Below are 14,419 nucleotides of genomic sequence, written 5' to 3'. Positions count from 1 at the left end.
GCGCTCATTACTGCTGTTCTTTCTCGGCGTACCGATTCCGATCATCATCCTGATTGCGTTGTTTGTGCATTGATACCGGAACAAGCCGCTTCTTTAGTAGAGGCGGCTTTTTCATATTGCGTTGGGCCTGTTGATTTTTTTCGCGAGCAGGCTCGCTCCCACAGGGGATTGCGGTCAACTGTGGGAGCGAGCCTGCTCGCGATGACGTCGGGTCAATCTCATTCAATCGGCGTACTGATAAACACCTCTAGCCCCTCGGCATATTCGGTGTACGCGGCGATCTTCGGGAAGGCTTCGCGCGAGACCTGATCCGGTACTACCAGATTGGTGAAGCTCCAGGCCACGGCCAGGGTGATGCCGGCCTGGTCAATCGGGGCGTCGGTGTCGAGCGGCTGTTTTTGCAGCTCCCTTTCCAGTGCGGTGTAGGCTGCGGCCAATTGTCCCTCGACCCGTTCGGACCAGGCCTGGAATTGAATCTCGGCCGGGCGCAGGTTGCGTTCGTAATATAGCTGTACGGATTTTTCGCAGGCGGCCAATGCCAGGCCGATCAGGCGCAACGAGCGCAGGCGTTGATCGATCGCCTTCGGCATCAGGCTGCGGTCGGGGCCGGCGAGGGTTTCGAGGTAGTCGATGATCAGTGTCGAGTCCATCAGTACCTCGCCGTCGTCCAGCACCAGGGTCGGGGCCTTGACCACCGGGTTGATCTGCTGGAACTGCTCGAACGTGCGCAATACCGACACCGAGTGCTGCTCCAGGTCGATGCCCAGGCGTTTGGCGCAGATGGCAACGCGTCGTACAAAAGGCGAATCCAGCATGCCGATCAGCTTCATTTAATCGCTCCTTGAGTCAGCCATAACGGGAAGGTCAACCTTAGCCGAGCCGGCGCGACCTGCAAACGGCTTCCCGCCGCCCAGCCGTTTGTCTTCTATATAGGCCCGCTGAATTGAATTTCTTGCTATAAACGCACTCCGATATCCGCCTGAATGCCTGCCATAGCGCATTTTCGAGGCCTTGTCGGACAAATTCGCTGTCTTTTCAGTTGCTGAGGCCTCAAGTCGGCCTTAGACTGCCGCCCCTCGTAAATTGAGTGCCGGGTGGCGCTTGGAACAAACGGCGCCTTCGCGATGGCCTGAACAGGTTTGTCGGAACGCTCCCTAATTCGCCTTAATGCACGTTTTTTATAGAGATATCAATGACAAAGGACAAGTTGCTGGCCATGCCGGCGGATGACTACATGAATGCCGAGCAACATGCTTTTTTCTCCGAGCTGTTGCAGAACATGAAAGTCGAAACCCATGAGCGCATCGAACAGAACCGCATCGCCATCGAGAGCCTGGACAGCCCGGCCGATCCGGCTGACGCAGCTTCGGTCGAAGAAGAGCGCACCTGGCTGGTAAACGCAATCGACCGCGACCAGCGCATGTTGCCTCAGCTGGAACAAGCTCTGGAACGTATCAAAGAAGACAGCTTTGGCTGGTGCGACGACAGCGGTGAGCCTATTGGCCTCAAGCGCCTGCTGATCAGCCCGACCACCAAGTACTGCATCGAAGCTCAAGAACGTCACGAGCAGATCGACAAGCACCAGCGTCAAGCCTGATTTCGTACGGCAATCGGTTTCTTGCCGGTTGTCCTGAAAAGATCGCAGCCTTCGGCAGCTCCCACAAAGAGTGCTGACGAAGGCTGCGATCTTTTTTCTGTTGCCTGCGATTTATTTTCGTCTGCTGTCCTGTAGGAGCACTTTGCGCGGATTGTTACGACTTTGGAAAGAAAGCTCTACAAACCCAATATTGTTTCCGCCCCTCGGGACTCCTTACCATAGCTATATAGTTAGGTTGCTAACGGAGTTCGAAGAGCAACATGCAAAGCAAAGTCGATGTGGCAGTCATGATTGGCAGCGGCGTACCCGCCAGCTTGCGGGCCCTGGGTCAGAGTGTGTGCTGGGTGGTGCTGCTCAATGGCGAACGCCGGGGCACGGCGTTTTCGACCCGGGATGAAGCGGAGGAGTGCAAGGCTGCCTGGATCGCGCAACTGAAGGTTGAAACGCCGGACAGCCTGCATTGAGGTCAGTGCACCTGGTGCATGCGCAGGTTCAGATCGTCCACCACCCGAGCCCAGTCGGCGTCTTCGCGCAGTTGTTCCTTGAGGAAGCCTGCCTGTTGCGGCGTCCAGAATTCCGCGTCGATGAGTTTCTTGTCCTCTGGCAGCGGTGAATGGCTGGCAATGAAATCGTCGATAGCTTTCTGGGTGGAGTCCAGGCCGAGCTGGTCGAACAAACCTTTCAAGTCGTGTGTCGGTGATTCCATGTTCATCTCCTGGCAGGGGTGAATCGGATTCAAAGTCTGAAGTACGGCTTCTTTACTTCTGAGGTGGTCGCGCTTCAGGAGTTCGAAATCGATATTCAAACCAATGTTCAAACGCAGCACTGAGCATAGACCGCAAAACTGATCTTGAAGCTGTCAATGCATCGCCTCGAGTGCACGGGCGAGGGCACAGGCTTCGTTATGATCGACGCGGAAACCTCTTACATGCCCGGTGGAAATTTCCTTGATATGAAAGAACGCATTCCCGGCCAATATCACTTGGAAGCGCGGCAATTCGGGGGAACGGGGAGCAAGTTCTGGGTGTCGCAACATCGGCGAAGCTGAAATCGACGTCGGTGCCAAGGGTTGGGCAAAGTGTGTCAGCGTGCACATATGAAGTCCTTTTCGTTGTTTTTACCGACGTATGTACGTCTGTATGGGTAGTCTCGGCGAGCATGGCTGCTCTAGAATCACCGTCACTGGTGGGGTGAGTCGTGTTTATCTAAAGCAATTTTCGGCTTGCGATATGTCAGAAAAGTGCTTTTTTTTAAGAGTTTTTTCCCTGAATTCGATAGTCCGTATTCTTCTGGCGGCAGGAAGGGCGTTTTCCTTCAACCTTTGACGAAAGCCAGGCAAGACGAGGCGAGCGTCGTCCAGTAGTCTGCTCAAGCCTCGGAATGAGTGCATTGCTCATTCAGGACCACGATTGGGGTTTATCCGGTTTCACTTTCGGCATTGCCGCTTTTTTCGGCTGTGCGCCTTTTATGCGTGCGGCATCATTTTCAGATGTGGGGATGGTTCCTTGGCAGTAAGTAATCTCGATATGCATGCGTTGTTCGTGCTGGGTGATTTGCGCGCGAAGCTGGTCAAACTGTTTCAATCTCGTTTCGTCTACATCACCGAACAGAGCGCCGAGGGCATTTATGTGGCCGAGCTCGATACCGAGTCGGCATTGGTGGTCGATGACAAGCCAGGGCTCAAGCTCAAGGTCGGCGATCACTTCAGCGCCTCGGTCCTGCCCAGTCGCGAGGGCGGCAAGCTGGAAATCAGGTTCCGCGAAATCAAAATGACGGTCTATGGCCTGGGCGACTACGCCTTCGTGACCACCGCCGACGGCGAAGCCATCGTGTTCAAGGAAGGCCACAGTGCGGTAACGGTTTTCGCCGCTCACCAGCAATTGCAGGAAGGCCTGACCAAGACCCTCAAGGCCGTGACCGCCAAGGCCGCCAAATGGCGCAAGGGCGAGTTGGTGACCTTCAAGGCCAGCGAGTGATGAGCCAGCCCCGCGCCGAATTCCATGAACAGAACCAGGCCCGCGCCGAGGCCGAAGCCCGGCGATTGTTCGCGCAGAAGACGGTTCTGCACGGCGCATGGCTCAATTGGGTGGCCTCGGAACTCTACGGTTTGCGCCCGCCTGAATACGCCAACATGGTCAGACGAGAGCTGACGCGGCTGCAGGAAATTTCCGAAAATTGATCTGAACCCCTCGAAAGCAGGAACCTCTACTACAGTCAGTTGACTGAAGTTTCAGAGGCTTTGCGGTCTTCTGCCTGGCCATCCTGCTATTGCTGCGAACAGCACGAGGTGCAAAAGCATGAAAGGTTTTCGACGCTTGCTGGCTGCGAGCCTGACCACTTTCGCTGTGTTGGCATCACCCGCTCCGGTGTTTGCGGCCGAGACGCCGGTGCATTTCGCCGACCTCAACTGGGAAAGCGGCAGCCTGATCACCGATATCCTGCGAATCATCGTCGAGAAGGGCTACGGCCTGTCGACCGATACCTTGCCCGGCACTACCATCACCCTGGAAACCGCCCTGGCCAACAATGACATTCAAGTCATTGGCGAAGAGTGGGCCGGGCGCAGTCCGGTCTGGGTCAAGGCGGAAGCCGAAGGCAAGGTGGTGAGCCTGGGCGATACGGTCAAGGGCGCCACCGAAGGCTGGTGGGTGCCGGAATACGTGATCAAGGGCGACCCGGCCAAGGGCATCAAGGCCATGGCGCCGGACCTGCGCAGCGTCAGCGACCTGCCCAAATACAAGGACGTGTTCAAGGACCCGGAGGCGCCGAACAAGGGGCGCTTCCTCAACAGCCCCATCGGCTGGACCTCGGAAGTGGTCAACAAGCAGAAGCTCAAGGCCTACGGGCTGGACGACAGTTACGTGAACTTCCGCAGCGGTTCCGGGGCGGCACTGGATGCCGAGATCAGCTCGTCGATCCGGCGCGGCAAGCCGGTGCTGTTCTACTACTGGTCGCCAACGCCGTTGCTCGGTCGCTTCAAACTGGTCCAGCTTGAGGAACCGCCATTCGACGCCGAAGCCTGGAAGACCCTGACCGACGCCGACAACCCCAATCCAAAACCCACCCGCTCGCTGCCTTCGAAGCTGTCCATTGGCGTGTCCACGCCGTTCCAGAAGCAATATCCGCAGATCGCCGAGTTCTTCACCAAGGTCGATTTCCCCATCGATCCGCTGAACAAGGCCCTGGCCGACATGAGCGAAAAACACACCCCACCGCGCCAGGCGGCGGAGGATTTCATGAAGAAGCATCCGGATGTGTGGAAGAAGTGGTTGCCGACGGATGTGGCGGAGAAGGTGTCTGCCGAGCTGAAATGATGTGGTGATTCCGGATACGTCTTCGCGGGCAAGCCTCGCTCCTACAGGGTTTCATCAGACCTGTAGGAGCGAGGTTTGCCCGCGAAGCTTTTAAAACCGCGTCTGAACGGCCAGCTCGAACGTCCGCGGCGTCCCCAGGTAATACGCCGGTGAAACATGCGCAAACTCGGCATACACCTCATTCGTCAGGTTGCGCACCCGCCCGGTAACGGTGGTGTGCCGATCCACCTTGTAGCTGAGGAACGAACCGAACAGCGTGTACGACGGCACGGTCATGGTGTTGGCGCTGTCGGCATACACCGACGCCACGTAACGCGCGTCCACTCCACCTTGCCATTGCGACGTGAAGTCATAGGTCAGCCACAGATTGCCAACCCGGTCCGGCACGTTGGTGGGCGTATTGCCCTTGCGCGAGACCACCTGACCGGCCGCGTTCTTCTCGGTGAACTCGTCATACTGGGCATCGACCCACGCAAAATTGCCCTCCATTAACAGCCGATCAGTGACCCGTAACGAGCTGGCCACCTCGATGCCCTTGGACGTCTGCTGCCCCACCGGTACGCTCAGGGTCGGATCCAGCGGATCGGTCACCGCGAAATCCTTGCGCTCGATGGTGTACGCCGCCACCGTCGCCGAACCCCGACCGTCCAGATAATCGAACTTGCTGCCGATCTCCCACTGCTTGCCCGTGGACACGTCGAAGTCCTGGGTGCCGTTGGGCTGCTCGGCGGCGGTGCTGTACTGCAAGTAGACATTGGCCGACGGCAGCACTTGATAGGTCAGGCCGGCCCGTCCGGTCACCGGTTCCCAGCTGCGCTTGAGGCGTCGCGGATTGCTCGCGGTCACGACGCGATGGTTGGTCACGTCCAGGTCGATGTCGTCATAGCGCAGGCCGGTGAGCAGCGCGAGTTTGTCGGTCAGCGCGAGGCGGTTTTCAACGAACAACGCTTTGGTGGTGACTTCGTTGGTCTTGTCGCTGACATAACCCTGCTGCGTCCCCGGAATGTCGTAGAAGTGTCCCGGCTGATAATTGTTCGGATCGACCGTGCTGGCGCCTTTGACGTTCAACGGCGAGTTGGTGGTCTGGTTGACCTTGTACTCGAAACCGCCGGACCAGGTGGTCGCCAGCCCCAGCATTTCAGTGTCGTGACGCAGCTCGAACTGGTTGCCGTTCTGCTCGCCCTGGTGCCGCACCTGATACGCCGTGGAGCGATTCACCGCCGAGTTGTCGGCGTTGTACTGGTACGTCTCCAGGTTGCGGTAATCGCGCTGGCTGTCGAGGTGGTAGAGCATGTTGCGCAGGGTGGTGCTGTCGTTGATCCGGTAGTCGATGATCGAGCGCACCCAGATCGTCCGCTGCTCGTAGCGTCCATCCTCGACGTTGTAGTTGTTGAAGCGGTTGTGCTTGTCGATCTTCAGCTCGCCTGCCTTGGGGTTCAACACCGGCGTGCCCCAGTAGGGACTGTCCTCGTGTTCGTCCTGATATTCCAGGGCCAGGGTGTGGGACAGGTCCGGCGTGAGATCGCTGAGCAGAGAGAACGCGACGCTCCAGGCATCACGCTCCTGGCGATCGATGTAGCCGTTGCCGGTGTTGTGGCTGACGTCGAGGCGGGCGTAGTGCTGCGTGTCGGCGCCGGCCTCGCTCAAGGCGTGATTGACGCCGAACGCGGTCTCGGTGGTGTCGTAAGTGCCATAGCTGACCCGGCCTTCCAGCGCCTGCTCATCATGGGTCGCCAGCTTGGTCACGTAGTTCAGCGAGCCGCCCACGGAGCCGGCGCCATTGATCAGCGATGACGGACCGCCGACCAGCTCCACCCGGTCATAGATCCACGCATCCACCGGCCGCGCGAGCCCGCCGGAGACATTGACGCCGTTGAACATCTGGGTGATCTGGCTGCTGGTGAAACCCCGGTAGGAGACGAAACCGCCGAAGCCCGGCGGTGCGCTGGCGTTGATCCCGGGCAGGGTGTTGGCGGCGTCCTGGAAGTTCTGCGAGCCGTGGCGCTCGATGTCGCTGCGGTTGGCGATGGCCACCGAGGCCGGGGTGTCCCGCACGCTCAGGCCCAGGCGTGAAGCCATGCCGCTGGACTGATCAAGGTCGAGGCCCGGCTCGGCGTCTTGTTCGCCATCGATAGTGATCGGTGCGAGGTCGACGGTGGATTGCGCCCAGGCGCTGACGGACAGGCAGCCGAACAGGCTCGCCAGCAAAGGAACATGTTTCATCGATGAATCCTGAATGCTTGATTGCAAAGCAGCGCACGCGCGAACGCCTCGCGTTGGCGAAGTGAGCTGATCGATTAAGGCAAGAGATTCAGGCGAGCGGCGGCGCGCGCGGATGGGCCGAGGGCCAGGTGAAGCGGGCAGGGAGGTCGGCGTTGGCGATCGGCGCCAACGGCGGGCTGTGTTGCTCGGGGAGAATCGCCAGGGTCAGGCTGGAGTTGAACGCCGGGCCCATGCCACCGCTGGAACACAACGGACAGCCGAACGCCTTGGACAGCGTCGGCAATTGATCGTCGGAAGAGGGGCTCGAAACCGGGGCCTGGGTCGCCGGGTCGACGGTACAGAACTGCCCGCCGATGCCGTTGAGCTGCATTCCGACCATCTGCCCGTGACCGATGCTGCAGGCGAACACATTGAACAGAACGCAGCAGTAGAGCATCCAGGCCAGCAGTGATCGATCGGAGCGGGAGAATTTCATGGGGCGGCACTTTACTCCTCCGCTGACCGGTCGTGCACGACAAAAAATGCCGACTAGGATGATTCTGTCCAAATCTCTTTCAAGGATCTTCGACCATGACCTTTGCGTTGGCTCAATGGCTGGTGACGATGTTTGCAGTGATCAGTTTGGTACACGTGTATTGGGGACTGGGTGGCGAGTGGGCGACGGTGGCCGCCGTCCCCCAGGTCCCGGTCGAAGGCAGCGTCAGGCTGCAACCGGCCTTCAAGCCCCGAGGCTGGATCACCCTGGTAGTCGCCGCCGCCCTTTTCATGATCGCGCTGCTGGTGTGTTTGCGCGTCGGCTGGTGGGTGCCGGTGATCGGGCATTGGTCGCTGCAATGGCTGATCAGCGCGATCGCGATCCTGCTGTTCGCCCGGGCCATCGGCGATTCGGAACTGGTGGGTTTTTTCAAACTGGTGAAAGACTCCCGGTTTGCCTGGTGGGATACCTGGGTCTATTCGCCGTTGTGCGTGGTGCTGGGGGCGGGGTTGCTGGCAGTGGCCTGGGCCTGAAAAGATCGCAGCCTGCGGCAGCTCCTACAGGGGACGCATTCCAATGCAGGAGCTGCCGAAGGCTGCGATCTTTTGATTTTCGTTTTTAGACACCGCTCTCTGTGCGCCGGCTACTGACCTCAGCCGGCACATCATCCCCGGCCATGCGCTTGCGGAACAACGCCGCCCGCGCCAGTAGCAGCGTCGTCACCGGTACGGTGATCGCCAGCAGAATCGGAATCAGCCACGCATGCAGCACCGGCGCGGACTTGAGCGCCGAGAAGTAGATGATCGACGCCAGCGCCACACACCACGCTCCCAACGTCGAGGCCAGGGCAGGCGGGTGCATGCGCTGGAAATAATCCTTCATCCGCACCAGGCCAATCGCCCCGATCAGCGCGAACAGGCTGCCGAGCAGCAGCAGGACCGCCACTGCGATTTCCACCCACAACGGGAGTTCAACGGTCATTCGATCACCTCGCCACGCAGGAGGAATTTCGCCAGGGCAAAGGAGCCGACGAAACCGAACAGCGCGATCAGCAGCGCCGCTTCGAAGTAGGTATCACTGGCGTAGCGAATACCCAGGGTCAGCATCATCAGCATGGCGACGATGTACAGGTAGTCCAGCGCCAGGACCCGGTCCTGGGCCGAGGGGCCCTTGAACAGGCGGATCAGGGTCAGGATCATCGCCACGGAAAACAGGAACAGGCTCAGCACAATCGCATTGGACAGCAGGGCGCTCATTCGAAAATCTCCATCAACGGGCGCTCGTACGTCGCCTTGAAATGCTCGATGAACGGCGCTTCGTCGTCCTCCAGGTCGAAGACGTGCAGCAGCAGAATGCTGCGATCCAGCGCCAGTTCCGACCAGACCGTGCCGGGGACCACGGTGCAGATCATCGACAGGGTTGCCAGGCCGTTGGCATCGCGCAGGTCCAGCGGCACCTTGACGAAGCGCGAGCGCGGCGGGCGGCGGCCGGCGTTGAGCACGCTCAAGGCCACGGCGAGGTTGGACGCCAGCACGTCACGACCGACCACCAGAAACAGCCGAAGGATCACCCCCGGGCGACGGATACGGATCGGCAGCGGGCGCAATTTGCGCATCATCAGCGGTGCGACGAAGCCCAACACGGCGCCCAGCAGCAGGTTGCCAGGGCTGATCGACAGGTTCAGCACCAGCCACAACACCCACAATGCGAGCGACAGCCAAGGGGCGGGAAACAGGCGCTTCATGGTTGCACCTCCAGCAGCGCCGCCTTGGCTTCGGGGCCAGGCACGGCTCGAGTACCCAGCACGGCCATCACGTATTGCTCCGGATTGTTCAAGGCATCAGCGGCGGCCTGGGTGTAGCGCAGCAGCGGTTCGGCCTTGAAGGTCAGGGCGATGCTCAGGCCCAGCAGGGCGAAGATTGGCACGCATTCAAGGCGGCGCAGCACCGGTGACGGGCGCTCAAGTGGCGTCCAGAAGCGCTGGATACCCAGGCGGGAAAAGGCGACTAGTGAGGTCAGGCCGGAGAGGATCAGCAATGCCAGCAAGGCCCAGGCGGCGTTCGAGATCGGCGCGTCACCACCGAGGCCCAACGGATTGAGCAGGGCGCTGAGCAGGCCGAGCTTGCCGATGAAACCGGAGAGCGGCGGCATGCCAACGATCAGCAGGGTGCAGGCAATGAAGCTCAGGCCGAGGAAGGCCATGGTCCACGGAATCACCTGGCCGACCACCGCTTTCTGCTCGTCATCAAGGTTGATGCCCTTGACCGGCGCCAGCGATTCCTGCGGGCGCGGCAGCAACTCGTTTTCATCTTCCAGGGGGATTTCCGTGGCCGAACGCGAACGCTCGATCAGTTCGGCCAGCAGGAACAGGGCGCTCAGGGCCAGGGTCGAGCTGACCAGATAGAACAGCGCCGCGCCGATCAGGTTGGGTTGGGCGAAACCGATGGCCGACAGCAGAATCCCCGCCGACACCAGAATGCTCAGGCTGGCCATGCGCTCCAGGCGTTGCGCGGCGAGGATCGCCACGGCCGCGCAGACGATGGTCGCCATGCCGCCGTAGATCAGCCAGTCGCCGCCGAAGTACGCCGAGGCCCCGGCCTGACCGGAGAACAGCAGGGTCCACAGTCGCAGGAAGGTATAGACGCCGACCTTGGTCATGATCGCGAACATCGCCGCGACCGGCGCGCTTGCCGACGAATAAGCCGGTACCAGCCAGAAGTTCAGCGGCCACATCCCGGCCTTTGCCAAAAACGCTACCGCGAGAATCCCCGCACCGGCATGCAGCAGGCCGCGATCGGCTTCCGCCACCAGCGGAATTTTCAGCGCCAGGTCGGCCATGTTCAGGGTGCCGGTGACGCCGTAGATCAGCGCGGCACCGATCAGGAACAGGGTCGAGGCCAGCAGGTTGATCGAGATGTAATGCAGCCCCGACGACACCCGCGCCCGGCCCGAGCCATGCAGCATCAGGCCATAGGACGCGGCCAGCAGCACTTCGAAGAACACGAACAGGTTGAACAGGTCCGCCGTCAGGAACGCGCCATACAGACCCATCAGCTGAATCTGGAACAGCGCGTGGAAACTCGAGCCGGCCTTGTCCCAGCGCGCCATGGCGAACAGCAGGGCGCTGACACCGATGATCCCGGTCAATACCAGCATCAACGCCGACAGGCGATCGACCACCAGCACCAGGCCGAACGGCACCTGCCAGTTGCCCGGCAGATACACGCCGATGGAGCCCGGCACGCCGGTGGTCTGCGTCCATTGCAGCAGCGACAGCGAGATGCCCAGCCCCAGCAGGCTGGAAAACAGATTGATCCGGGCTTTGAGGGGGCGGTGCTTCTCACCGAGCATCAGCATGATGGCGGCGGTCAGCAGCGGCAGCAGGATCGGTGCCGCGATCAGGTGCGTCATCGCATTCATTCCTTGGGCTCCCGGCCGTCCACATGGTCGGTGCCGGTCAGGCCCCGGGAGGCCAGCAGGACCACCAGGAACAGCGCGGTCATGGCGAAGCTGATGACGATGGCGGTCAACACCAGGGCCTGGGGCAGCGGGTCGGTGTAGTGCAGCAGGTCCTGCGGCACCCCGTCCTTGATGATCGGCTCCTTGCCGATGAACAGGCTGCCCATGCTGAAGATGAACAGGTTGACGCCATAGGACAGCAGGCACAGGCCCATGACCACCTGGAACGTCCGTGGACGCAGGATCAGCCAGACGCCGGAGGCGGCCAGCACGCCGATGGCGATTGCGATGACTTCTTCCATCAGACGGCCTCCTTGATGGCGACGGGTTTGGGCTGGGCCGCAGTCTTGTGACCGCGAACCGATTGGTGGGCGAGGGCGGTGAGGATCAGCAGGGTCGAGCCGACCACGACCGCATAGACGCCGATGTCGAAGAACAGCGCGCTGGCCAGGTGAATGTCGCCCAGCAGCGGCAGCGAGAAGTGCCAGGTGTGGGTGGTCAGGAACGGATAACCGACGGCGATGGCGCCAAGGCCGGTGACCGTGGCGAACAGCAGGCCGGTGCTCATCCAGCGCAGCGGCCGCAAACTCATCTGCGCCTCGACCCACTGGGTGCCGGCGACCATGTATTGCAGGATGAACGCCACCGACATCACCAGCCCCGCGACGAAGCCGCCGCCCGGTTGGTTATGCCCGCGCATGAACAGGTAGAACGAGACCACGAAGGCAATCGGCAGCAGCAGGCGCACCAGCACCGCCGGCACCATCATGAAGCCCAGCGCGGTATCGCTGGCGTGACGCGGGTTGACCAGATCGGTAACCACATCCGGTGCGAGCAGGCGCTGCTGGGCCGGCAATTGCAGGCTTTCTTTCGGCGGGCGGAAGCGTCGCAGCAGGGCGTATACGGTCAGGGCTACCGCCACCAGCACGGTGACTTCGCCGAGGGTGTCGAAGCCACGGAAGTCCACCAGCATCACGTTGACCACGTTGCTGCCGCCGCCCTCGGGCAGGGCGCGGCTCAGGTAGAAGGAGGAAATGTCGTTGGGGGTCTGCCGGGTCAGCATCGCGTAGGACAGCAGCGCCATGCCTGCGCCGACCACGGTAGACAGGAGCAAATCGCGGATCCGGCGGATACGCGCCTTGCGCAGGCTGCTGGGCAGTGGCGAGACTTCTTCGATCCGTCGCGGCAGCCAGCGCAGGCCCAACAGGATCAGCACTGTGGTCACCACTTCGACCACCAGTTGCGTCAGGGCCAGGTCCGGCGCCGAGAACCAGACGAAGGTGACGCAGGTCATCAGGCCGCAGACGCTGACCATGGTCAGGGCCGCGAGACGGTGGTACTTGGCTTGATACGCGGCGCCCAGGGCGCAGGCGATCGCCAGCAGCCAGAGGATCACGAACACGATCGAACCCGGGATCTTCGGCCGGTCGCCCCAGCTCAGGTGGCTGTGCAGCATCGGAATCAGGCCGGCGAGGACGGCGGCGAGCACCATCAGGAACAGCTGGGTTTGCAGGCGGCGCGTGCTGACCCGTCGCTCCAGGCGTCGGGCCAGGCGCATCTTGATCACCAGCGCCCGTTCGAAAAAGCGCTTGCCGCTCAACCGGCCAATCAGCGGCGGGTGACGGAAGCGCCCGTGCTTGAGCTGATTGCGCAGCAGCAGGTACAGCACGATGCCGCCGGACATGGCGATCAGGCTCATGATCATCGGCGCGTTCAGGCCGTGCCAGATGGCCAGGCTGTACTCGGGCAGCGTCCCGCCGACCACCGGCAAGGCCGCGGCGGCGAGCAGCGAACCGACCACCTGCGCCGGGAATATCCCCACCACCAGGCAGGTGAACACCAAAAGCTCCACCGGCGCGCGCATCCAGCGCGGCGGTTCGTGGGGCGTATGGGGCAAGTCGGTGGCGGTCGGGCCGAAGAACACGTCGACGGTGAACCGCAGGGAATAGGCGACGCTGAAGGTGCCGGCGATGGTCGCCACGATCGGCAGGGTGGTTTCGATCCAGGCCGAGGCGTTGATGAACACGGTTTCGGCGAAGAACATTTCCTTGGACAGGAAACCGTTGAGCAGCGGTACGCCGGCCATCGAGGCACTGGCGACCATGGCCAGGGTCGCGGTGAAAGGAATCAGTTTGATCAGGCCGCTGAGTTTGCGGATGTCACGGGTGCCGCTTTCGTGGTCGATGATCCCCGCGGCCATGAACAGCGAGGCCTTGAAAGTGGCGTGGTTGAGGATGTGGAACACTGCCGCCACTGCCGCCAACGGGCTGTTGAGGCCCAGCAGCAGGGTGATCAGGCCCAGGTGGCTGATGGTCGAGTAGGCCAGCAGACCCTTGAGGTCGTTCTGGAACATCGCGAAATAGGCGCCCAGCAACAGGGTGCACGCCCCGGCGCCGCTGACGATGTAGAACCATTCTTCGCTGCCGGACAGCGACGGCCACAGCCGCGCCAGCAGGAACACCCCGGCTTTTACCATGGTCGCCGAATGCAGATAGGCCGAGACCGGCGTCGGCGCGGCCATGGCGTGGGGCAGCCAGAAATGGAAGGGGAATTGCGCGCTTTTGCTCAGCGCGCCGATGAGGATGAGGGGAAGCAGGATGGGGTAGAGGGCATGTGCGCGAATCAGATCGCCGGCGGCCAGGACCTTGTCCAGGTCATAGCTGCCGACCACATGGCCGAGCAGCATGACCCCCGCCAGCAGGCACAAGCCGCCGGCCCCGGTAACCATCAGCGCCATGTAGGCGCCGCGTCGCGCATCGGCGCGGTGGTGCCAGTAGCCGATCAACAGGAACGAGAAAAGGCTGGTCAGCTCCCAGAAAAACACGATCTGGATCAGGTTGCCGGAAATCACCAGCCCGAGCATCGCGCCCATGAACGCCAGGAAAAACGCAAAGAAACGCGGCACCGGATCGTCCGGCGACATGTAATAGCGGGCGTACAGCGACACCAGCGTGCCGATGCCCATCACCAGGAGCGAGAACAACCAGGCGAAGCCATCCATGCGCAAGACGAAGTTCAGGCCCAGGCTCGGCAGCCAGAAGAATTCCTCGCGGATCACGCCGCCATGGGCGATCTGCGGATACAGGAGAGCGACCTGAACAGTACCGATCAGGGCAACCAGGCCAGCCAGGAGGGATTCGGCATTGCGTGCATTGTGTGGCAGAACGGCTGCCAGACAGCTGCCCAAGAAAGGCAGAAGAAGTAGAACTATCAGGGACATAGGCTTCTAATCTGCGGAAGTTTGTGAAGCATCATACGTGCCAGCTTCCCGATCACCAAACGCCGAGGTGTCGCAGAATCCTACAAGGTAGACGGAAAAGTCCTGTTGCACAGCGTTTCAAACAACCGGCC

General features: G+C 61.3%; 17 protein-coding genes. 6 read left to right on the top strand and 11 right to left on the bottom strand.

What is annotated here, in order from left to right; all coding sequences use genetic code 11:
- Window positions 1-218: 218 nt before the first annotated feature.
- Window positions 219-830 carry a glutathione S-transferase gene (locus HNO86_RS21770; RefSeq protein ID WP_175378986.1) on the bottom strand — a complete coding sequence of 204 codons (612 nt, stop codon included), beginning with the start codon at window positions 828-830 and terminating at the stop codon, window positions 219-221.
- A gap of 362 nt (window positions 831-1,192) precedes the next feature.
- On the opposite strand from HNO86_RS21770, the gene HNO86_RS21765 reads away from it, so the two are divergent.
- Together HNO86_RS21765 and HNO86_RS21760 are read left to right on the top strand one after the other, a co-directional pair.
- The gene (locus HNO86_RS21765; protein WP_175378985.1) at window positions 1,193-1,597 is read left to right on the top strand and encodes a TraR/DksA family transcriptional regulator; all 405 of its coding nucleotides are present in this window, start codon (window positions 1,193-1,195) and stop codon (window positions 1,595-1,597) included.
- 260 nt (window positions 1,598-1,857) lie between these two features.
- Window positions 1,858-2,061, top strand: coding sequence for a hypothetical protein (locus HNO86_RS21760; protein WP_175378984.1), 204 nt, complete (start codon window positions 1,858-1,860; stop codon window positions 2,059-2,061).
- Between the two features lie 2 nt (window positions 2,062-2,063).
- Here the strand turns inward: HNO86_RS21760 and HNO86_RS21755 are convergent, their stop codons facing one another.
- Both HNO86_RS21755 and HNO86_RS30320 read right to left on the bottom strand, forming a co-directional pair.
- Window positions 2,064-2,303: a DUF2789 domain-containing protein gene (locus HNO86_RS21755; RefSeq protein ID WP_175378983.1), complete on the bottom strand. Its 240-nt coding sequence runs from the start codon at window positions 2,301-2,303 to the stop codon at window positions 2,064-2,066.
- A gap of 153 nt (window positions 2,304-2,456) precedes the next feature.
- Window positions 2,457-2,693, bottom strand: a complete 237-nt coding sequence (locus HNO86_RS30320) for a hypothetical protein (protein WP_256672712.1) — start codon at window positions 2,691-2,693, stop codon at window positions 2,457-2,459.
- A gap of 430 nt (window positions 2,694-3,123) precedes the next feature.
- Between HNO86_RS30320 and HNO86_RS21750 the strand changes: the two genes are divergently transcribed.
- From HNO86_RS21750 to HNO86_RS21740, 3 genes are all read left to right on the top strand, one after another.
- Window positions 3,124-3,573 carry a hypothetical protein gene (locus HNO86_RS21750; protein ID WP_175379036.1) on the top strand — a complete coding sequence of 150 codons (450 nt, stop codon included), beginning with the start codon at window positions 3,124-3,126 and terminating at the stop codon, window positions 3,571-3,573.
- Entirely contained in the window at window positions 3,573-3,776 is a 204-nt protein-coding gene (locus HNO86_RS21745) for a hypothetical protein (protein ID WP_175378982.1), read from the top strand. Before HNO86_RS21750 ends, HNO86_RS21745 begins: the two co-directional genes overlap by 1 nt.
- A gap of 118 nt (window positions 3,777-3,894) precedes the next feature.
- On the top strand, window positions 3,895-4,911 hold the full coding sequence (locus tag HNO86_RS21740) for an ABC transporter substrate-binding protein (protein WP_175378981.1): 1,017 nt from the start codon (window positions 3,895-3,897) through the stop codon (window positions 4,909-4,911).
- A gap of 90 nt (window positions 4,912-5,001) precedes the next feature.
- On the opposite strand, the gene HNO86_RS21735 is transcribed toward HNO86_RS21740, so the two are convergent.
- Together HNO86_RS21735 and HNO86_RS21730 are read right to left on the bottom strand one after the other, a co-directional pair.
- Entirely contained in the window at window positions 5,002-7,134 is a 2,133-nt protein-coding gene (locus tag HNO86_RS21735; protein ID WP_175378980.1) for a TonB-dependent siderophore receptor, read from the bottom strand.
- Between the two features lie 88 nt (window positions 7,135-7,222).
- Window positions 7,223-7,609 (bottom strand): DUF2946 domain-containing protein, encoded by a 387-nt coding sequence (locus HNO86_RS21730; RefSeq protein WP_175378979.1) that lies wholly within the window; start codon window positions 7,607-7,609, stop codon window positions 7,223-7,225.
- A 95-nt stretch (window positions 7,610-7,704) separates the two neighbouring features.
- Between HNO86_RS21730 and HNO86_RS21725 the strand changes: the two genes are divergently transcribed.
- Window positions 7,705-8,142: a DUF3995 domain-containing protein gene (locus HNO86_RS21725; protein WP_175378978.1), complete on the top strand. Its 438-nt coding sequence runs from the start codon at window positions 7,705-7,707 to the stop codon at window positions 8,140-8,142.
- 85 nt (window positions 8,143-8,227) lie between these two features.
- On the opposite strand, the gene HNO86_RS21720 is transcribed toward HNO86_RS21725, so the two are convergent.
- From HNO86_RS21720 to HNO86_RS21695, 6 genes are read right to left on the bottom strand one after another with little or no spacing between them, the layout of a single operon-like run.
- Complete coding sequence (locus tag HNO86_RS21720; RefSeq protein ID WP_175378977.1) at window positions 8,228-8,590, bottom strand: Na+/H+ antiporter subunit G; 363 nt, start codon at window positions 8,588-8,590, stop codon at window positions 8,228-8,230.
- Entirely contained in the window at window positions 8,587-8,865 is a 279-nt protein-coding gene (locus HNO86_RS21715) for a K+/H+ antiporter subunit F (protein WP_077047919.1), read from the bottom strand. Before HNO86_RS21715 ends, HNO86_RS21720 begins: the two co-directional genes overlap by 4 nt.
- Complete coding sequence (locus HNO86_RS21710; RefSeq protein ID WP_175378976.1) at window positions 8,862-9,353, bottom strand: Na+/H+ antiporter subunit E; 492 nt, start codon at window positions 9,351-9,353, stop codon at window positions 8,862-8,864. Before HNO86_RS21710 ends, HNO86_RS21715 begins: the two co-directional genes overlap by 4 nt.
- Entirely contained in the window at window positions 9,350-11,029 is a 1,680-nt protein-coding gene (locus HNO86_RS21705) for a monovalent cation/H+ antiporter subunit D (RefSeq protein ID WP_175378975.1), read from the bottom strand. Before HNO86_RS21705 ends, HNO86_RS21710 begins: the two co-directional genes overlap by 4 nt.
- Window positions 11,026-11,370, bottom strand: a complete 345-nt coding sequence (locus tag HNO86_RS21700; RefSeq protein WP_007986256.1) for a Na+/H+ antiporter subunit C — start codon at window positions 11,368-11,370, stop codon at window positions 11,026-11,028. Before HNO86_RS21700 ends, HNO86_RS21705 begins: the two co-directional genes overlap by 4 nt.
- On the bottom strand, window positions 11,370-14,288 hold the full coding sequence (locus tag HNO86_RS21695) for a monovalent cation/H+ antiporter subunit A (protein WP_175378974.1): 2,919 nt from the start codon (window positions 14,286-14,288) through the stop codon (window positions 11,370-11,372). Before HNO86_RS21695 ends, HNO86_RS21700 begins: the two co-directional genes overlap by 1 nt.
- Window positions 14,289-14,419 lie beyond the last annotated feature (131 nt).

The organism is Pseudomonas sp. C1C7 (assembly GCF_013359595.1).
Taxonomy (GTDB): domain Bacteria; phylum Pseudomonadota; class Gammaproteobacteria; order Pseudomonadales; family Pseudomonadaceae; genus Aquipseudomonas.
The sequence above is the reverse complement of the archived record's forward strand: the minus strand, read 5'-3'. Positions and strand labels throughout refer to the sequence as shown.

What these genes read in the sequence shown, in the direction of transcription:
- HNO86_RS21745 (WP_175378982.1), top strand. Translation starts at nt 3,573, where the DNA reads ATGAGCCAGCCCCGCGCCGAATTCCATGAACAGAACCAGGCCCGCGCC.
- HNO86_RS21740 (WP_175378981.1), top strand. Translation starts at nt 3,895, where the DNA reads ATGAAAGGTTTTCGACGCTTGCTGGCTGCGAGCCTGACCACTTTCGCT.
- HNO86_RS21695 (WP_175378974.1), bottom strand. Translation starts at nt 14,288, where the DNA reads ATGTCCCTGATAGTTCTACTTCTTCTGCCTTTCTTGGGCAGCTGTCTG.
- HNO86_RS21735 (WP_175378980.1), bottom strand. Translation starts at nt 7,134, where the DNA reads ATGAAACATGTTCCTTTGCTGGCGAGCCTGTTCGGCTGCCTGTCCGTC.
- HNO86_RS21730 (WP_175378979.1), bottom strand. Translation starts at nt 7,609, where the DNA reads ATGAAATTCTCCCGCTCCGATCGATCACTGCTGGCCTGGATGCTCTAC.
- HNO86_RS21705 (WP_175378975.1), bottom strand. Translation starts at nt 11,029, where the DNA reads ATGAATGCGATGACGCACCTGATCGCGGCACCGATCCTGCTGCCGCTG.
- HNO86_RS21755 (WP_175378983.1), bottom strand. Translation starts at nt 2,303, where the DNA reads ATGGAATCACCGACACACGACTTGAAAGGTTTGTTCGACCAGCTCGGC.
- HNO86_RS21750 (WP_175379036.1), top strand. Translation starts at nt 3,124, where the DNA reads ATGCATGCGTTGTTCGTGCTGGGTGATTTGCGCGCGAAGCTGGTCAAA.
- HNO86_RS21760 (WP_175378984.1), top strand. Translation starts at nt 1,858, where the DNA reads ATGCAAAGCAAAGTCGATGTGGCAGTCATGATTGGCAGCGGCGTACCC.
- HNO86_RS21700 (WP_007986256.1), bottom strand. Translation starts at nt 11,370, where the DNA reads ATGGAAGAAGTCATCGCAATCGCCATCGGCGTGCTGGCCGCCTCCGGC.
- HNO86_RS21720 (WP_175378977.1), bottom strand. Translation starts at nt 8,590, where the DNA reads ATGACCGTTGAACTCCCGTTGTGGGTGGAAATCGCAGTGGCGGTCCTG.
- HNO86_RS21710 (WP_175378976.1), bottom strand. Translation starts at nt 9,353, where the DNA reads ATGAAGCGCCTGTTTCCCGCCCCTTGGCTGTCGCTCGCATTGTGGGTG.
- HNO86_RS21715 (WP_077047919.1), bottom strand. Translation starts at nt 8,865, where the DNA reads ATGAGCGCCCTGCTGTCCAATGCGATTGTGCTGAGCCTGTTCCTGTTT.
- HNO86_RS30320 (WP_256672712.1), bottom strand. Translation starts at nt 2,693, where the DNA reads ATGTGCACGCTGACACACTTTGCCCAACCCTTGGCACCGACGTCGATT.
- HNO86_RS21725 (WP_175378978.1), top strand. Translation starts at nt 7,705, where the DNA reads ATGACCTTTGCGTTGGCTCAATGGCTGGTGACGATGTTTGCAGTGATC.
- HNO86_RS21765 (WP_175378985.1), top strand. Translation starts at nt 1,193, where the DNA reads ATGACAAAGGACAAGTTGCTGGCCATGCCGGCGGATGACTACATGAAT.
- HNO86_RS21770 (WP_175378986.1), bottom strand. Translation starts at nt 830, where the DNA reads ATGAAGCTGATCGGCATGCTGGATTCGCCTTTTGTACGACGCGTTGCC.